Below are 15,992 nucleotides of genomic sequence, written 5' to 3' on the forward strand. Positions count from 1 at the left end.
CCCCTCCCCCTCGGCCTGGGCGAGCCGCCCCTCCGGGATTCCGGGGCCGTCGTCCCGGACCGTGACGATCACCTCGTCCGGCCAGTCCTCGACGAGGATCCACGCCTGGGCATTCTCCCCCGCGTGGACCCCGACGTTGTCCAGCGCGGCGCCGACCGCGGCCGCCAGCTCCTTCGCGGCGGCGGGTGCGAGCAGCACCGGGGCGCCGGGCTCCGCGAAGCTGACCCGGGAGCCCGCGTGCGGGGCGAGCAGGGAACGCAGGTCGCAGTCGGCCCGGTCGGACGGTTCGTCGTCGACCTCGACGCTGCGGACGACCGCGCCCTCGGCGGCGTCCTCGGAGACCCGGGTGGTGGGGACGAGCCCGCTGGAGACCAGGGTGCGCAGGGCCACCTCCTGCTCCCCGGCCATCCGGCCCAGTTCGGCGGCCTCCCCGCCGAGGGCGGTGCCGCGGCGCTGGACCATCGCGAGGACCTGGAGCACGCTGTCGTGGATGTCCCGGGCCAGGCGTTCCCGCTCGCGGGTGGCGGCCTCGATCTCCAGGGCGCGGGCGAGGGTGCGCTCACTGGCCCGGGCGACCTCGACGACGTAGCCGATGGCGACGGAGGCGACCCAGACCAGCAGGACGTTGTGGAAGGTGTCCCGGCTCGGGTCGCCGCGCTCGACGATGTTGACGACGGCCACGAAGGTGGAGGCGAAGGCCGCCCAGCGCCAGCCGCCCTTGATCGCGAAGGCCAGTACGGAGCCCGCGGTCCAGATGGACGGCAGCGTCGGGCCGTCCATGGACCGGGCCTCGACGTTGGCGAGGGGGGTGAGGAGTATGCCGGTGAGCGCGATCGCCAGATCGGTGCCGAGGAAGCGCTTGGTGCAGGCGGCGGCGCCCGAGACCTTCGGGAGGGTGGCGAGCGTCCAGACCACCATCACCGCCAGGAAGGCGACGGCCACCCAGGGCCGTTCGTACTTGTCCCGGCCGTAGACGGAGAGCAGCACCGCGTACAGCATCGTCAGAACGCGGTACCCGGTCAGCGCGCGCCACAGCGGCTGCTCGACCGACATCCGTACGACCCGCTCGCGCCTGGCCATGGTCCCCACCCCCCGGACGGAAACGACGCGCGGACGCGCCGTACCGTTCCGTCACCCTCGCGTCCCGGACTCTCCGCCCGTGTTCTTCTGCGCCCCGGCGTTCTTCTCCGCCTCGGCGCGGTGCTTCGCCTCGTCCGCGATCTGCCGCTTGGCCGCCGTCGCGTAGATGTCGACGTACTCCTGGCCGGAGAGCTTCATGATCTCGTACATCACCTCGTCGGTGACCGAGCGCAGGATGAAGCGGTCCCCGTCCATGCCGTGGTAGCGGCTGAAGTCGAGCGGCTTGCCGATCCTGATTCCCGGGCGCATCAGCTTGGGCACCACCTGGCCGGGCGGCTGGATCTTCTCCGTGTCGATCATCGCGACGGGGATGACGGGCGCCCCGGTGGCCAGTGCCACCCGGGCCAGTCCGCCGGGCTTGCCGCGGTAGAGGCGGCCGTCGGGCGAGCGGGTGCCCTCCGGATAGATGCCGAAGAGGCCGCCGCTCTCGACGACCGCGATGCCCGCCTTGATGGCCGCCTCGCCCGCGCCGCGGGCGCCCGAGCGGTCCACCGGGAGCTGGCCGACGCCCTTGAAGAAGGCGGCGGTGAGCTTGCCCTTCACGCCGGAGCCGGTGAAGTACTCGGACTTGGCGATGAAGGTGACCTTGCGGTCCAGGACGGCCGGCAGGAAGAACGAGTCGGAGAACGACAGGTGGTTGCTCGCGAGGATCGCCGGTCCCTGCGCGGGGATGTTCTCCAGGCCCTCCACCCATGGCCGGAAGGCCAGCTTCAGGCCCCCGCCGATGGAGAACTTCATTGCGCCGTAGATCAACTCGGGTGCCTCCTGTGTGCTGTCCGACAGACCTTAACCCGTGCGGGCGCCCGCGCTCCCGCCCGGCACGGGGCCGACGCGGCGGCCGGGGCCGCGACGGCCCTGGTCGGTGTCGGCCCGGTCGCGTACGGTGAAGTAACGGCCGAGGCCGTAATCCTTCCGCACACCCTTTTTCCGCTCCCTTCGCGAGCCTCACGAACAGGAGACCTTGGTGCCGGTCCTTCCCGGAGCCGAGCCGTTCCGCCACGACGGCGGAGAGGTCGGCGTCCTCCTCTGCCACGGATTCACCGGCTCCCCGCAGTCGCTGCGCCCCTGGGCGGAATACCTGGCGGAGCGCGGGCTGACCGTCTCGTTGCCGCTGCTGCCCGGACACGGCACCCGCTGGCAGGACATGCAGCTCACCGGCTGGCAGGACTGGTACGCGGAGGTGGACCGGGAGTTGCGCGGTCTGCTGGAGCGGTGCGAGCAGGTCTTCGTCTTCGGGCTGTCCATGGGCGGTGCGCTGGCGCTGCGGCTGGCCGCGAAGCACGGGGACGCGATCAGCGGTCTGGTGCTGGTGAATCCGGCGAACAAGGTGCACGGCCCGGCCGCGTACGCGCTGCCGGTCGCCCGTCATCTGGTGCGGACCACGAAGGGGCTGGCCAGCGACATCGCCCTGGAGGGCTCCGACGAGGTGGGGTACGACCGGGTGCCGCTGCACGCGGCGCACTCGGTGCGGAAGTTCTTCCGACTGGTCGACGCCGAACTGCCCCAGGTCACCCAGCCGATCGTGCTGCTGCACAGCCCGCAGGACCATGTGGTGCCGCCCGCCGACTCGGCCCGCATCCTCGGCCGGGTGTCGTCGACGGACGTCGAGGAGATCCTGCTGGAACAGAGCTACCACGTGGCGACGTTGGACCACGACGCGGAGCGGATCTTCGACGAGAGCCATCGGTTCATCGGCCGCCTCGCCCCGAGCGTCGGACAGAAGGGGAGCACGTCAGGTGGCTGAGCACGACGCGGAGCGCGCGGGCGGCGAGGAGGAGCGCGAGTCCCTCCCCGCGGAGGGCCGCAGGCCCCTTCCCGCGGAAGGACGCGAACCCCTCCCCGCGGAGGGTGCGGCCGTGCCCGACGACGGTACGGGCCCGCAGGACGCCCCGGCCCAGAAGGCGCCGTCGGTGTCCGGGAGCGACCGGCCCGGCCCGGGGCTCGACGAGGACGCCGCGTGGCAGGCGATCATCGCGGGGTACGGCGAGGAGCCGCCGGACCCGCCGGGCGCCAAGCCGTTCAGGTCGGTCGAGGACCTCGCGCTGCTGGAGGACGAGGGCCGGTCGGAGGTGCTCGACCCGGACAAGGGGCTCGGGAAGAAGTCCCCGAAGCCGCCGGAGCGGCCGCTCGGCAGCTCGGTGGTGTTCGCCCCCGGCGTCGGCGTCGGCGGCCCGCGCGACTACGAGGTGGCGGAGCCGAAGGACGACGACCTCGACGAGAGCGACGAGGGGCATTTCGTCCCACCGGAGCCGCCGCCGCTGCCGGAGGCCGACGTCACGGCGAAGTTCGCCTGGCTCGCGGTCGTCGGCGGCCCGGTGCTGATGCTGGTCGCGATCCTGCTCCAGTGGGAGATGACCTGGTGGCTCACGACGATCTGCGTCGGCGGCTTCCTGGGCGGTTTCGTCACGCTGGTGGCGCGCATGGAGGACGACGACGAGGAGGACGACGACCCCGGGCGCGGGGCGGTCGTCTGATCCGGCGCGGGCCCCGGGAACCCGGTGGCCCGCCGCGCCGGGTTCTCAGTGGCCCGGCGCGCCGGGCGGCAGAAGGCCGGTCGCCGGAACCCGTAGCGCCGCCAGTACCGGCAGGTGGTCCGTGGCCGCCCGCAGGTCCGCCCCGGTGACCCCGGGCAGCCCGGCCGGGACGCCGCAGCCGAGCACCTCGATGCCCCCGGTCGCGAAGATCGCGTCGATGCGCTTGCGCGGCCCGTCTGCCGGGGAGGTGTTCTCCTCGCCCCACGGCCGGACCGCCCGGCAGTCCTGGAGCCGCCCGGCCAGCCGCCGGAACGCCGGACCGGTCGGTACGTCGTTGAGGTCGCCGGCCGCGACCGCGTGTTCGACGCCCATCGTCTCCAGCCGTTCCAGCAGCAGCTCCGCCTGGGTCAGGCGTTCGTCGCGCTGAAGGCTCAGGTGGAAGCTCAGCAGGCCGATCCGGGTGCCCGCGATCCGTACCACCGACGTGGCGAAGCCCCTGCGGTGCAGTCCGGGGGTGAGCGGCAGCAGGACATCCTCCGTCCGCTCCACCGCGGCCCGCAACGAGCACAGCAGCAGCGGTCCGGCCGCCGTGGCACCGCCGCCGAGCACGACCAGACCGGTGCGGGCCGCGAGCCAGGCGGCGCGCTTGCGCCAGCGGAAGAAGCGCGGCGCCTCCTGGACGAGGACGAGGTCGGGGGCGCAGGCGCCGATGACGCGGGCCAGCGCCTCGCAGTCGTCGCGCATCGACCGGATGTTGTAGGAGAGCACCCTGATGACGGCCGAACCATCCGGCTCGGTACGGGAGTCGGGCAATGGCGTCAGGACCATGTGCCTCACGATACGACGGACGCCCGCCGCTCCTCCAGGGGCGCGACGGGCGTCCGGCGGGCTCTCAGCCCTGGCGGGCGAGGTCCGCCGCACCCACCAGACCTGCCTCGCCGCCCAGTTGGGCCGCGAGCACCTGGGCGTGCGGGCGCCACTGGCCGCCGATCAGCCAGCGCCGGAACGACTTGCGGATCGGGTCGAGGACGAGTTCGCCCTCGTCCGACACGCCGCCGCCGACGATGAAGGCGGACGGGTCGAAGAGCGAGGCGAGGTCGGCGAGTCCGGCACCGGCCCAGCGGGCCAGCTCCCGGAACGAGTCGATCGCGACCGGGTCGCCCTGCCGGGCGGCCTGGCTGATGTGCTTGCCCTCGATGCCCTCCACCGTGCCGTCGCCGAGCGACAGCAGGACGGTGGCGTTCTCCGGGGTGGCGTTGGCGCGCTGCCTGGCGTACCGGACCAGGGCGCGCCCGGACGCGTACTGCTCCCAGCAGCCCTGGCTGCCGCAGCCGCAGAGCAGGCCGTCCGGGACGACCCGGATGTGGCCGAACTCCGCCGCCACGCCGAAGCGTCCGCGGCGCAGCTTGTTGCCGATGATGATGCCGCCGCCGAGGCCGGTGCCGAGCGTGATGCAGATGACGTCGTCGTGGCCCTGTCCGGCGCCGAAGCGGTATTCGCCCCAGGCGGCGGCGTTGGCGTCGTTCTCGACGACGACGGGGAGGCCGACGCGCTGTTCGACCTTGTCCTTCAGCGGTTCGTGGCGCCAGTTGATGTTCGGGGCGAACAGCACGGTGGCGCGCTTGTCGTCGACGTATCCGGCGGCACCGATGCCGACGGCCTCGATGCTGCGTCCCTCGCTCGCGCCGGACACGGCCGTCGCGATCGCGTCCACGATGCCTTCGGCGGTCGGCGGGGTCGGCACCTTGTGCGTGGAGAGGATGCGGCCCTCTTCGTCGACCACGCCGGCCGCGATCTTCGTGCCGCCGATGTCGACGCCGATGGTGAGTCCCATGAATCCCTCAGTTCCGGTCGAGCCCCGCTGTGGCCAACCGTACCCGAGCCGGGCCCCCGGTCCTTTCGCCGCCGGTCAGTCCAGGTCGATGTGTTCGCCCGCGGCGGGGGGCTCGTCGCGCGGGTCGGTGGGGTCGCCGGCCTGCTTCTTCGTGCCCGCGGGGTCCCCGGCCTCCCGGGTCCAGCGGCGTTCCTGGCCCTCGACGGCGGAGCGGTAGGCGGCGAGGAGTTCGCCGCCGGCCGCCGCGATGTGGTCGAAGACCTCGGGGTTGCGTTCGATGACGGGTCCGACGGCGGACTTCGCCTGCTGGATGATCTGCTGCACGGTGCCCTGGGCCGCCGCGCCGAGCAGCGGCGCCTGGAGGGACGAGACCTTGTCGGCCACGGCGTCGACCAGCTTGCGCAGCTCCTCGGCGGCGGAGCCGGGCGGCGGTCCCTGCCGCTCGCGGCGGCGGGTCTTCTCCGCCTCCAGGTCCTCGGCGCAGGCCCTGGCCCACGCGTCGTCGTCGACGGGACGATCGGTGGCTTCGCTCATGGCGGACTCCTGCGACGGGGTGTGCCCGCGACACGGTGTGCCGGCGGGACGGCGTACGGGGCACGTACTACCGACGTTACCCGAACCGCGACCCGCCGTTCAGGGGGTCCGGCGGCGGATGCCGCGCCACCCGCCGCCGGGTCCGCCCGGTCCGTACGGGACCGCGGGCCGACGGTGGCCGTCTCCAGCGGTCCGGTGCGCGAGGAGTCCGCTCAGTCCGTACGGGGCCACAGGCCGGGGTCCGGCGTGAACCGGACCCGGAGCACCCCGTCGGTGAGGGCGGCGCCGGAGACGGTGCAGCGGCGCAGCCCGGACTCCAGGGGGACGATCCGGTGGAACGGGCCCACGGTGAGCAGCAGTTCGCCGCCCCGGCGGACCAACTGGAGGTCCTCCTTGACGGCGCCGGGCAGCGGCAGGCACCAGACGAGGACCGGGTCGCCGTCGGCGGGGCGCGGGGCGGGCACGATCCGGCCGCCGGACCCCGGTCCGTCGAAGCCCTCGGGGGCGTCGGGGTCCTCGGTCCACCAAGGGTCGTCGGCCCGGCCGGGGCGCTGCCCGTCCAGCCGTCCGGCGAGTCCGCCGTCCGTACCGGGGGCGTCGGGGGCGGTGTCCAGGAGGGCCAGGTCGTCGAGGCCGCGCGGGTCGCGGCCGAGGTGGGGCACCTCGCACAGGGCGGTGTCGGGCGCCCACTGCTCGTACCAGTGGTCGACGGTCTTCTCCTGCTGCGCGGCCAGCGCCGCGAACCAGGGGTCGGCGGAGTGCCGGGGCAGCGTCCGGTTCACGGCGAGGGTGTCGACGCGCAGTCCGTGCAGGGCGAGGCCGGTGCGGGCGGTGCGCAGGGCGTCCTCGGCCGCGGGTCCGGGCTCCGCGACCAGCCGGACGGTGGTGGTGCGGTCCTCGATCAGGGCCTGGACGGCGGCCAGCTCGGCGTCCTTGCGGGCGGCGGCCTCGTACAGCCACTGGGCGGGCATGGGGACGCCGGCGAGCTGGGCGAGCATCGGACGCAGGGCGCGGGCGGCCTGGCGCTCGGGAGGCAGCAGCCGGCGCAGGTAGCGGCGCAGCTGTTCGGGGAGGGCGAGCACGGCGAGCGCCTCTCGCAGCGGCGGCAGGTCGACGACGAGGAGCTCGTGTCCCGCGCGGGACCAGTCGCCCTCGGCGACCCGGCGCAGGGCGTGCAGCAGGGCGAGCTGGGTGCTGCCGGGGAGTTCGGTGAGCTCCTCGCCGTCCATCCGGTTCCCGCCGAGCAGGTCGAGCACGCCGGAGGCCCGGTCCTGGAGGGCGAGGAGTTCGCCGCGGAAGTGCTCGCCGGAGTCGATGCGGGCCGACCACAGGTTGTCGGCGACCTCGACGGGCTCGGTGGCCGCGGGGAGGCCGGGCACGGCGTCGGCGGAGAGCAGCAGGGTGCGGCGGCCGCGGCGGGCCGCCGCGAGGGCGGTCGCCGCGGCGACGGTGGTACGGCCTGCGCCGCCGGGGCCGGTGACGAGGACCGTACGCATTCGGGTCAGGCCTTCGGGCCGGACTCGACGCGCTTCTTCAGCCCGGCCAGGGCCCGGTCGATGATGACCTTCTCGGCCTTGCGCTTGATCATGCCGAGCATCGGGATCTTGACGTCGACGGTCAGCCGGTAGGTGACCTGGGTGCGGTCGGCGCCGAGCGGGGCCAGTACGTACGAGCCGTCGATGGCGCGCAGCATCTGGGACTTCACGAGGGTCCAGCTGACCTCGTGGTCGCCGGTCCAGGTGTAGGCGAGGGTGTGGTCGTCCTTGATCGCTCCGGCGTCGAGGACGAGACGGACCTTCTCGGCGCGGCCCTGGTCGTCGGTGGAGAGGACCTCGGCCTCCTTGACCTCGCCGGTCCACTCGGGATAGCGGTCGAAGTCGGAGATCACTCCCATGACGTCGGCCGGCGCCGCCTCGATCGTGATGCTCGAGCTGGTGTGTTCAGCCATCGCCGTGGCTCCTCCAGTGCGGTGTACCGGTGCGTCGGCAGCGGACTGCCGCCAGAAGGCTATCGCGTGTGCGCGGTGCCTCGTCCCGGGGTGCGCCCCGGTGCCGTCACCACTCCAGGGCCCAGGGCCTGCCGGAGGAGGCGAAGTGGCCGACGTTGACGCATTCGGTGGCGCCGATCCGCATCCGTCGGACCAGCGGCTGGTGGACGTGACCGAACAGCGCGTGCCGGGGGCGGGTTTTGCGGATGGCGTCGAGCAGGGCCCGGCTGCCGCGCTCGAAGCGGCGCGCCACCGTGTCGTACGTCAGCTCCGGCACGTCGGGCGGGATGTGGGTGCAGAGCACGTCGACCGGGCCGATCGCCTCGATCTTGGCCGCGTACTCCTCGTCGTCGATCTCGTACGGGGTCCTCATCGGGGTCCGCAGGCCGCCGCCGACGAAGCCGAGGACCCGGCCGCCGATCTCGACGCGCTCGCCGTCCAGGACGGTGGTGCCGGGGCGCGCGTACTCGGGCCACAGGCCGGGGATGTCGACGTTGCCGTAGGTGGCGTACGTGGGGGTGGGGAAGGCGGCGAAGAGCTCGGCGTACTGCTTGCGCACCGCCGAGACGATCGCCGCGTCGCGGTCCACGCCCGCCCACAGGGAGCGGCCGAACGCGCGGGCCTCCTCGAAGCGGCGGGCGGTGCGCAGCGCGACGATCCGGTCGGCGTTCTCCACGCCGAAGAGATCGGGGAAGATGCCGCGCGAGTGGTCGGCGTAGTCGAGGAAGAGCACCAGGTCGCCGAGGCAGACCAGGGCGTCGGCGCCCTCCCCGGCGCGGGCCAGCGCCTCGGTGTTCCCGTGCACGTCGCTGACCACGTGGATGCGGGTGCGCTGTCGGGTCGATGTACCCCGGCTGTCCGGTCCGGCTCGCATGACGGCCACCCTAGAACGCCGCCGTCCACCTGGGTAGAGGCCGCCGGACCTGCGCTTACCCTCGCGCGGGCGGGTCGGTGGACTACTGTGCGCGCAAGGACCACCGTTGTGTGTGACACGTAAGACATCTGGTCCGGGCCCCCTATCGGGAACCGAGTACCGGTGGGTAACGTCCGGGCAGTCCAGTCGTGCTCACTTCACGGAGCACCGCCAGTCTTGGACCGCAGCCGGTGCGTCACACAGAGCCGTGGCACCGGAGCCCGATGAGGAGCAGCAGTCTTGCGCGAGTTCAGCCTTCCGGCCCTGTACGAGGTCCCCTCGGACGGCAACCTGACGGATCTCATCCGCCGCAATGCCGCTCAGCATCCCGATGTCGCGGTGATGAGCCGCAAGGTCGGGGGGGTGTGGACCGACGTCGACGCCACCCAGTTCCTGGCCGAGGTCAGGGGCGTGGCCAAGGGTCTGATCGCCGCGGGCGTGGAGGCCGGCGACCGGGTGGCCCTGCTCTCGCGCACCCGTTACGAGTGGGTGCTGCTCGACTTCGCGATCTGGAGCGCGGGCGCGGTGACCGTCCCGGTGTACGAGACCAGTTCGCCGGAGCAGATCCAGTGGATCCTCGGCGACTCCGGCGCCACCCTGTGCGTCGTGGAGACCGAGGCGCACCAGGAGTCCGTCGTCTCGGTGCAGGACGACCTGCCCGCCCTGAAGGGCATCTGGCGGATCGACGACGACACGATCGCCCGGATGTCGGCGCTCGGCGAGGAGGAGGTCTCCGACGAGACCCTCGACCGGCGGATGGCCGCCGCCAAGGCGGACGACCCGGCCACCATCGTCTACACCTCGGGCACCACCGGCCGCCCCAAGGGCTGTGTGCTCACGCACCGCAGCTTCTTCGCCGAGTGCGGCAACGTGGTGGAGCGGCTGAAGCCGCTGTTCCGTACCGGTGAGTGTTCCGTGCTGCTCTTCCTGCCCGCGGCGCACGTCTTCGGCCGGCTGGTCGAGGTGGCCTCGGTGATGGCCCCGATCAAGCTCGGCTGCGTACCGGACATCAAGAACCTCACCGACGAACTGGCCTCGTTCCGGCCGACGTTGATCCTCGGTGTGCCCCGGGTCTTCGAGAAGGTGTACAACGCGGCGCGCGCCAAGGCGCAGGCCGACGGCCGGGGCAAGGTCTTCGACCGGGCCGCGAGCACGGCGATCGCCTACAGCCGCGCGCTGAGCACCGCGCAGGGCCCGTCCTTCGGGCTGAGGCTGAAGCACAAGATCTTCGACCGGCTGGTCTACGGCAAGCTGCGGGCGGTCCTCGGCGGGCGCGGCGAGTACGCGATCTCCGGCGGCGCGCCGCTGGGCGAGCGGCTCGGCCACTTCTACCGCGGGATCGGCTTCACCGTCCTGGAGGGCTACGGCCTCACCGAGACCTGTGCGGCCACCGCCTTCAACCCGTGGGACCGGCAGAAGATCGGCACGGTCGGCCAGCCGCTGCCCGGTTCGGTGGTGCGGATCGCCGACGACGGCGAGGTGCTGCTGCACGGCGAGCACCTGTTCACCGGCTACTGGAACAACGAGGCGGCGACGGCCGACGCGCTGGCCGACGGCTGGTTCCACACGGGCGACATCGGCACGCTCGACGAGGACGGCTACCTCGCGATCACCGGCCGCAAGAAGGAGATCATCGTCACCGCGGGCGGCAAGAACGTCGCTCCCGCGGTGATCGAGGACCGGATCCGCGGGCACGCCCTGGTCGCCGAGTGCATGGTGGTCGGCGACGGCCGGCCGTTCGTGGGCGCGCTGATCACCCTGGACGAGGAGTTCCTGGGCCGCTGGGCCGCGGAGCACGGCAAGCCGGCCGGGGCGACGGCCGCGTCGCTGCGCGAGGACCCGGAGCTGCTGGCCGAGGTGCAGCGGGCGGTGGACGACGGGAACGCGGCGGTCTCCAAGGCGGAGTCGGTCCGCAAGTTCCGTGTGCTGCCCTCCCAGTTCACCGAGGAGGCGGGCCACATCACGCCGTCGCTGAAGCTGAAGCGGAACGTGGTGACGAAGGACTTCGCGGACGAGATCGAGTCGATCTACCAGCGCTGATCCATACGTACGCAGAAGGGAGGGCGGCCCGCACGGAATGTGCGGGCCGCCCTTCCGCGCGCCGCGCCCGCTCCGGGGACCGGGCGGGGGGGCGGCCCGCGGCAGCGTCAGAGCAGGGCCCGCAGCCGCTCGGCCAGCAGGTCCCAGCGCCATTTCTCCTCGACCCAGGCCCGTCCCCGCTCCCCCATCCGCCGGCGCAGTTCCGGGTCGTGGAGCAGCGTGACGATCCGGTCGGCCGCCTCGTCGGAGGAACCGCCGCGCACCACCCACCCGGTCTCGCCGTCGAGCACCGCGTCGGGCGCGCCGCCCGAGTCGCCCGCCACCACCGGCAGCCCGGTCGCGGACGCCTCCAGGAAGACGATGCCCAGGCCCTCCACGTCGAGGCCGCCGCGACGGGTGCGGCACGGCATGGCGAAGACGTCGCCCGCGCCGTAGTGGGCGGGCAGCTCCTCCCACGGCACCGGTCCGGTGAACCGTACGGAGGCGTCGACCCCGGTCCGCACCGCCAGGCGCTTCAGGTCGTCGGCGTACGGTCCGCCGCCGACGATCAGCAGGACCGCGTCGGGCACCCGTGCCAGGATCTTCGGCATCGCGAGGATCAGGGTGTCCTGGCCCTTGCGCGGCACGAGCCGGGACACGCAGACCACGACGGGCCGGTCGGCGAGGCCGAGCCGGGCCCGGACCAGGTCGCCGCCCGATCCCGGGTGGAAGGTCTTCTCGTCGACGCCGGGCGGCAGCTGGACCATGCGGCCCGCCGCCCCGGGAGTGAGCGCGGGGGCGATCCGGGAGCGGGTGTACTCCCCCAGGTAGGTGATCGTGTCCGTGCCCTCGCCGATCCGGCGCAGCAGCTGCCGGGAGGCGGGCAGCTGGGCCCAGCCCGCCTCGTGGCCGTGGGTGGTGGCGACCAGGCGGCGGGCACCGGCCCGGCGCAGCGCGGGTGCCATCAGGCCGAGCGGGGCGGCGGCCCCGAACCAGACGGAGGTGCAGCCGTGTTCGCGCAGCAGCCGCACGGCGCGCCGGGTGGCCCCCGGGGTCGGCAGCAGCATGGTCGTGCTGTCGCGCACGACGGGGAAGGGCTGCTCGGCGTCGAAGGCGGCGGTGGCCGCGCGGCCCTCGGGGCTCCGCTTCCAGGTCGAGGCGTACACGACGATCCGTCCGGGATCCAGGCGCAGGGCCATGTTGTGCAGGAACGCCTGGATGCCGCCGGGGCGGGGCGGGAAGTCGTTGGTCACGATCAGGGTCTTGTCCATCCCGGCCGACAGTACCGGCAGGCCCGGCCCCGATGGCCCCCGCACCGGCCGTACGGGCATCATGGCTCCTCGTACCCACCCGGCCGGACTTCCGGGTACCGGCCGACGGACAACGGATGAGGCGTTCATGACGGGATCGACCGGCGCACGGCTCGCCGTCGCGGTGTGGGCCCTGACCAGGGTCGCGCTGCTGCTCTGCGTCACCAAGGTGATCACACTGCCCGGCCCGGACGTGACCGGTGACGTCTCGGTGATCTACCACGGCTGGTCCGAGGTCCTGAAAAGCGGTACGTATCCGCAGGCCGACGTCACCTGGCAGTACCCGCCGCTGGCCGCGCTGGCCGTCCTGTCCCCCGCGCTGCTGCCGTTCCTCGACTACACCTCGGCGTTCTTCGTCCTCGCGTTCGTCTGCGACGGGCTGGTGCTGGCGCTGCTGCTGTACGCGGGCCGGGGCGGCGGCCGGTCGGCGGCGGGCGCCTGGGTGTGGGTGGCGGGGGTGCCGCTGCTCGGCACGACCGCGTACGCCCGTTACGACGTGATGGTCACGGCGGTCGCGGTGGCGGCGCTGCTGGCGGGGCTGCGGCATCCGCGGGTGCTGGGGGCACTGGCCGCCGTCGGCGCGCTGCTGAAGGTGTGGCCCGCGCTGGTCCTGGCCGGGACGGCGCGCGGCCGGCACACGCGCCTGGCGTGGTCGACGGCGGCGGCGGTGGCGGGCGGGCTGCTGGTGGTGTGCGCCCTGGCGATGCCGGGTGCGCTGGACTTCCTCGGCTCCCAGCGCGACCGGGGCACGGAGGTCGAGTCGCTGGGGGCCCTGGTCTTCCACGTGGCGCGGCAATTCGGCTGGCAGGGCCGGGTGGAGTACCACTACGGCTCGATGGAGTTCCTGGGGCCGTACGTGCCGTTGGTGAGCACGCTCGCCCTCGGCCTGTCCGTCCTGGCGTTCGGCTGGCTGCTGCTGTGGCGGCTGCGGGCCCGGGAGTTCGGGGCGAGCACCCCGGCCGACGCGGCGTTCGCGGCGGTGCTGCTGTTCACGACGACGAGCCGGGTGATCAGCCCCCAGTACATGCTGTGGCTGGTGGGGCTGGCGGCGGTCTGCCTGGTCTTCCGCGGCAGCCGGATGGTGCTGCCCGCCGTGCTGGTGCTGGTCGCCACCGGCGTCACCCAGTGGGAGTTCCCGCTCGGCTTCGTGCACGTGGTGTCCAGCGACGCTACGGGGGTGGCGCTGATGTTCCTGCGCAACGGCCTGCTGGTCGCGGCGACGCTGACGGCCTGCCGGCGGCTGTGGCGGCAAACGGTCGTCGCGGCGCCGCGCGACGGCGGCCGGGTGCCCGCCTCCCGGTCCGGCGCCGACCGGGAGACCGAGCCGGCCGCGCCCTGAACGGCACGCCGTGCGCCGCGCGCGGACGGGGCGTGGGTCACGGGTCACGGGTCACGGGTCACGGCGCGGACGTGCGGCCCAGCCGGGTGCGCAGGTGGTCCCGCCAGCGGGCGGTGAACTCCCGCGGCGTCGTGTCCAGCACCTCCCCCATGGCCCGCTCCACCGCCCCGTCCCGTCCCGGATGCCCTCCGACGGCCCGGTAGAAGGCGATCAGCTCCGCCTCGCCCCAGTGGTCGGCGATCAGCTCGCAGGCCGCCCAGCCGCCCTCGTACGCCCTCGCCAGGCGCGCGGGGTCGCCCGCGAAGCCGAAGTCCTCGTCCGCGGGAAGCTCGGCGGGCAGGTCGCCGCGCCGGACGGCGTCCGCCAGCTCCGGGGCGATCCGCGCGGCGGGGCGGTCCTCGGCGCGGTAGGCCGCCCAGTCGGCGAAGCCCTCGGAGAGCCAGGTCGGGGTGGCCGCGGAGGTGCGGGCGCGGGTGGCGACGTGGGTGGTCTCGTGGGTGAGGACGATCCGCTGCCCGAAGGTGCCGAGCGTGCCGTACGCCTGCGGGTTGACGATCACCCGGTCCGCGGGGTTGCGGCCGGTGCCGCCGGTCCGCGCGGTGGTGACGGCCGCGATGCCCCGGTAGGCGTCCGTCGGCGACCCCAGCAGCCGCGCCATGTCCTCGACGGTCCGCGGCACGAGCACCACCACGCGGCCCGCCCAGCGTTCCGGCCAGGCCCCGGACACGGCGGGCACCGCGCGGTCCGCGGTCCCGGCGATGTCGCGCAGCTCCCGCTCCGTGCGGCCCACCCCGAGTACGAGGCTGCGGCTGCCGGGCACCACTTGGACGTCGCCCTGCTGCCAGAGCTGCGCGCCGGCGTCCCCGTCCGCCGGCCGGTCCCCGGAGATGTACCAGCGGCCGTCCGTCCGGTCCCGCCTCAGGTCGAGCACCCGGTCGTCGAGGACCGGGGCCGCGTCGTACCCCTTGATCCGGTAGCGCAGCTGGACGTCCGCGACGGCCCGGTCGGTGCCCCGCCCGGTCACGCCGCGGAGCCGGTACGTCCACGAGGCCAGCGGTACGTCCGCGAGGTTGGCCAGCTCCCGGCGCTGGGCCGCGCGCAGGGCGGTGGCGCGCGGGTCGGTCACCGCCAGGTAGCCGTCCGGGTCGTGGTCCAGCACGGCCGCCGCCCTGCGCTCCAGGGCGGCGCGGACGGCGCGGGCGGTGGCGTCCGGGGCGGCCGGGTCGTCGGGGGCCGCGCAGCCGGGGACGAGGAGCAGCCCGGCGAGCAGTGCCCCCGCCGTGCGCCGTCCCCGGTCGCCCACCCGCCTCTCGGTCACCCGACCGAGGGTACGGTCAGACGCGGGTGACCGACGAGACCGGCATCATGCCGACCGGGTCGTAGCGGACCGGGGCGCCGGGGTACGGGGCGTGGATCACCTGGCCGTTGCCGACGTACATCGCGACGTGACCGGCGTCCGCGCGGTAGACGACCAGGTCGCCGGGGCGGGCCTCGGAGAGCGGCACCATGTGTCCGGCGTACCGCTGGGCCTGCGAGGTGCGCGGCAGGGCGACCCCGGCGCGGGCGTACGCCCACTGCATCAGCCCGGAGCAGTCGAACCCGTCGGGTCCGTTGGCCCCCCAGACGTACGGGCGGCCCAGCGCCTGTCGCACCGCCAGGACGGCGGCGGCGGCCCGCGCGGAACCGGCCGGCAGGTCGGCGAGGCCGGGGAGGCCGGGGAACGCCCCGTCCCGCCCGGAGCGCGAGGCCCGCTCGAAGCCGGCCCGGTCGGCGGCGGGCATCGCGCCCAGGATCCGCCGGGCCTCGGCGAGTTTGCGCTCGACGGTGCGCTTGTGGCGGGCGGCGGCCGCCCGGTTGCGCTCCAGCTCGGCCAGCGCGTGCCCGGCCTCCGCCCGGATCTGCTCCAGGTCGCGCCGGGCCCGCAGCAGCTCGCGCAGCTCCTCGGCCTGACGCCCGGTCACCCGCTCCAGCACGGCCGCCCGGTCGAGGTAGCCGTCCGGGTCCGAGGAGAGCAGCAGCGCGACCGAGGGGTCGATGCCGCCGGAGCGGTACTGCGCGCTCGCCGCCGAACCGACCACGGTGCGCATCCGGTTGACCCGCTCCTGGCCGCGGGCCGCCCGGTCCCGGGCCCGGTCGAACTCGCCGCGCAGCCGCTCGGCGTTCTCACCGGCCGCGTTGTACTGCTCGGTGGCGCGCTCCGCCTCGCCGTACAGCCGGTCCACCCGGGCCTCGGCGGTCCGGGGCGTGTCCTGCGGTTCGGCGTGCGCGCCGCTCGCACCGAGCGTGGCGGCCGCGGTCGCCGCGGCGGCCGACAGGACCGTGGCCCGGACCCCCGGACCGATACCGGACTGTGTGGAACGGCGATGGGACACCACAGGACCCCGCACTCCCCTCCGCGCTGCGCAGACGCGCGCGGCCCCTGCCGCCCGGACGGGCGGACCG

At 74.1% G+C, this 15,992-nt stretch carries 16 protein-coding genes; 4 read left to right on the forward strand and 12 right to left on the reverse strand.

Annotated elements, in window-relative coordinates:
* The 3 genes from macS to EAO76_RS45935 all read right to left on the reverse strand — a co-directional run.
* The coding region (macS, locus tag EAO76_RS07270) for a MacS family sensor histidine kinase (protein ID WP_148835615.1) at positions 1 to 1,080 on the reverse strand (1,080 nt) is incomplete at its 3' end.
* A 51-nt stretch (positions 1,081 to 1,131) separates the two neighbouring features.
* Complete coding sequence (locus EAO76_RS07275; protein WP_187438486.1) at positions 1,132 to 1,893, reverse strand: lysophospholipid acyltransferase family protein; 762 nt, start codon at positions 1,891 to 1,893, stop codon at positions 1,132 to 1,134.
* 33 nt (positions 1,894 to 1,926) lie between these two features.
* Positions 1,927 to 2,058 (reverse strand): hypothetical protein, encoded by a 132-nt coding sequence (locus EAO76_RS45935; RefSeq protein WP_262375296.1) that lies wholly within the window; start codon positions 2,056 to 2,058, stop codon positions 1,927 to 1,929.
* Positions 2,059 to 2,104: 46 nt separating this feature from the next.
* On the opposite strand from EAO76_RS45935, the gene EAO76_RS07280 reads away from it, so the two are divergent.
* Both EAO76_RS07280 and EAO76_RS07285 read left to right on the forward strand, forming a co-directional pair.
* Positions 2,105 to 2,884, forward strand: a complete 780-nt coding sequence (locus tag EAO76_RS07280) for a carboxylesterase (RefSeq protein WP_148834477.1) — start codon at positions 2,105 to 2,107, stop codon at positions 2,882 to 2,884.
* Positions 2,877 to 3,614 carry a hypothetical protein gene (locus EAO76_RS07285; protein ID WP_148834479.1) on the forward strand — a complete coding sequence of 246 codons (738 nt, stop codon included), beginning with the start codon at positions 2,877 to 2,879 and terminating at the stop codon, positions 3,612 to 3,614. The genes EAO76_RS07280 and EAO76_RS07285 overlap by 8 nt, the downstream gene beginning before the upstream one ends.
* Before the next feature lie 45 nt (positions 3,615 to 3,659).
* Here the strand turns inward: EAO76_RS07285 and EAO76_RS07290 are convergent, their stop codons facing one another.
* The 6 genes from EAO76_RS07290 to EAO76_RS07315 form a co-directional block, all read right to left on the reverse strand.
* Positions 3,660 to 4,442, reverse strand: coding sequence for an endonuclease/exonuclease/phosphatase family protein (locus EAO76_RS07290; protein ID WP_148834481.1), 783 nt, complete (start codon positions 4,440 to 4,442; stop codon positions 3,660 to 3,662).
* A 64-nt stretch (positions 4,443 to 4,506) separates the two neighbouring features.
* On the reverse strand, positions 4,507 to 5,448 hold the full coding sequence (locus EAO76_RS07295) for an ROK family glucokinase (protein ID WP_148834483.1): 942 nt from the start codon (positions 5,446 to 5,448) through the stop codon (positions 4,507 to 4,509).
* A 75-nt stretch (positions 5,449 to 5,523) separates the two neighbouring features.
* Entirely contained in the window at positions 5,524 to 5,982 is a 459-nt protein-coding gene (locus EAO76_RS07300) for a DUF5304 domain-containing protein (protein WP_148834485.1), read from the reverse strand.
* Between the two features lie 212 nt (positions 5,983 to 6,194).
* The gene (locus EAO76_RS07305; RefSeq protein ID WP_148834487.1) at positions 6,195 to 7,478 is read right to left on the reverse strand and encodes an ArsA family ATPase; all 1,284 of its coding nucleotides are present in this window, start codon (positions 7,476 to 7,478) and stop codon (positions 6,195 to 6,197) included.
* A 5-nt stretch (positions 7,479 to 7,483) separates the two neighbouring features.
* Entirely contained in the window at positions 7,484 to 7,930 is a 447-nt protein-coding gene (locus EAO76_RS07310; protein ID WP_148834489.1) for an SRPBCC family protein, read from the reverse strand.
* Positions 7,931 to 8,036: 106 nt separating this feature from the next.
* Complete coding sequence (locus tag EAO76_RS07315) at positions 8,037 to 8,843, reverse strand: metallophosphoesterase (RefSeq protein WP_187438487.1); 807 nt, start codon at positions 8,841 to 8,843, stop codon at positions 8,037 to 8,039.
* 279 nt (positions 8,844 to 9,122) lie between these two features.
* Between EAO76_RS07315 and EAO76_RS07320 the strand changes: the two genes are divergently transcribed.
* A complete protein-coding gene (locus tag EAO76_RS07320) occupies positions 9,123 to 10,922 on the forward strand; it encodes a long-chain fatty acid--CoA ligase (protein ID WP_148834491.1) in 1,800 nt (599 codons plus the stop codon).
* A 107-nt stretch (positions 10,923 to 11,029) separates the two neighbouring features.
* Here EAO76_RS07320 and EAO76_RS07325 read toward each other — a convergent pair whose 3' ends face one another.
* Entirely contained in the window at positions 11,030 to 12,172 is a 1,143-nt protein-coding gene (locus EAO76_RS07325; protein ID WP_148834493.1) for a glycosyltransferase family 4 protein, read from the reverse strand.
* 127 nt (positions 12,173 to 12,299) lie between these two features.
* On the opposite strand from EAO76_RS07325, the gene EAO76_RS07330 reads away from it, so the two are divergent.
* Positions 12,300 to 13,550 (forward strand): glycosyltransferase family 87 protein, encoded by a 1,251-nt coding sequence (locus EAO76_RS07330; RefSeq protein WP_148834495.1) that lies wholly within the window; start codon positions 12,300 to 12,302, stop codon positions 13,548 to 13,550.
* A gap of 58 nt (positions 13,551 to 13,608) precedes the next feature.
* Here EAO76_RS07330 and EAO76_RS07335 read toward each other — a convergent pair whose 3' ends face one another.
* Both EAO76_RS07335 and EAO76_RS07340 read right to left on the reverse strand, forming a co-directional pair.
* Positions 13,609 to 14,868, reverse strand: a complete 1,260-nt coding sequence (locus tag EAO76_RS07335) for a hypothetical protein (RefSeq protein WP_187438488.1) — start codon at positions 14,866 to 14,868, stop codon at positions 13,609 to 13,611.
* A gap of 16 nt (positions 14,869 to 14,884) precedes the next feature.
* Positions 14,885 to 15,925, reverse strand: a complete 1,041-nt coding sequence (locus tag EAO76_RS07340; RefSeq protein WP_148834497.1) for an NlpC/P60 family protein — start codon at positions 15,923 to 15,925, stop codon at positions 14,885 to 14,887.
* Between the last annotated feature and the right edge of the window lie 67 nt (positions 15,926 to 15,992).

The sequence above is a fragment of the Streptomyces sp. sk2.1 genome (genome assembly GCF_008120935.1).
Classification (GTDB): Bacteria; Actinomycetota; Actinomycetes; order Streptomycetales; family Streptomycetaceae; genus Streptomyces.

Bases quoted from the DNA above. Each gene is read 5' to 3' on its own strand.
- EAO76_RS07290 (WP_148834481.1), bottom strand. From the start codon at position 4,442: ATGGTCCTGACGCCATTGCCCGACTCCCGTACCGAGCCGGATGGTTCG.
- EAO76_RS07295 (WP_148834483.1), bottom strand. From the start codon at position 5,448: ATGGGACTCACCATCGGCGTCGACATCGGCGGCACGAAGATCGCGGCC.
- EAO76_RS07300 (WP_148834485.1), bottom strand. From the start codon at position 5,982: ATGAGCGAAGCCACCGATCGTCCCGTCGACGACGACGCGTGGGCCAGG.
- EAO76_RS07305 (WP_148834487.1), bottom strand. From the start codon at position 7,478: ATGCGTACGGTCCTCGTCACCGGCCCCGGCGGCGCAGGCCGTACCACC.
- EAO76_RS07310 (WP_148834489.1), bottom strand. From the start codon at position 7,930: ATGGCTGAACACACCAGCTCGAGCATCACGATCGAGGCGGCGCCGGCC.
- EAO76_RS07315 (WP_187438487.1), bottom strand. From the start codon at position 8,843: ATGCGAGCCGGACCGGACAGCCGGGGTACATCGACCCGACAGCGCACC.
- EAO76_RS07325 (WP_148834493.1), bottom strand. From the start codon at position 12,172: ATGGACAAGACCCTGATCGTGACCAACGACTTCCCGCCCCGCCCCGGC.
- EAO76_RS07330 (WP_148834495.1), top strand. From the start codon at position 12,300: ATGACGGGATCGACCGGCGCACGGCTCGCCGTCGCGGTGTGGGCCCTG.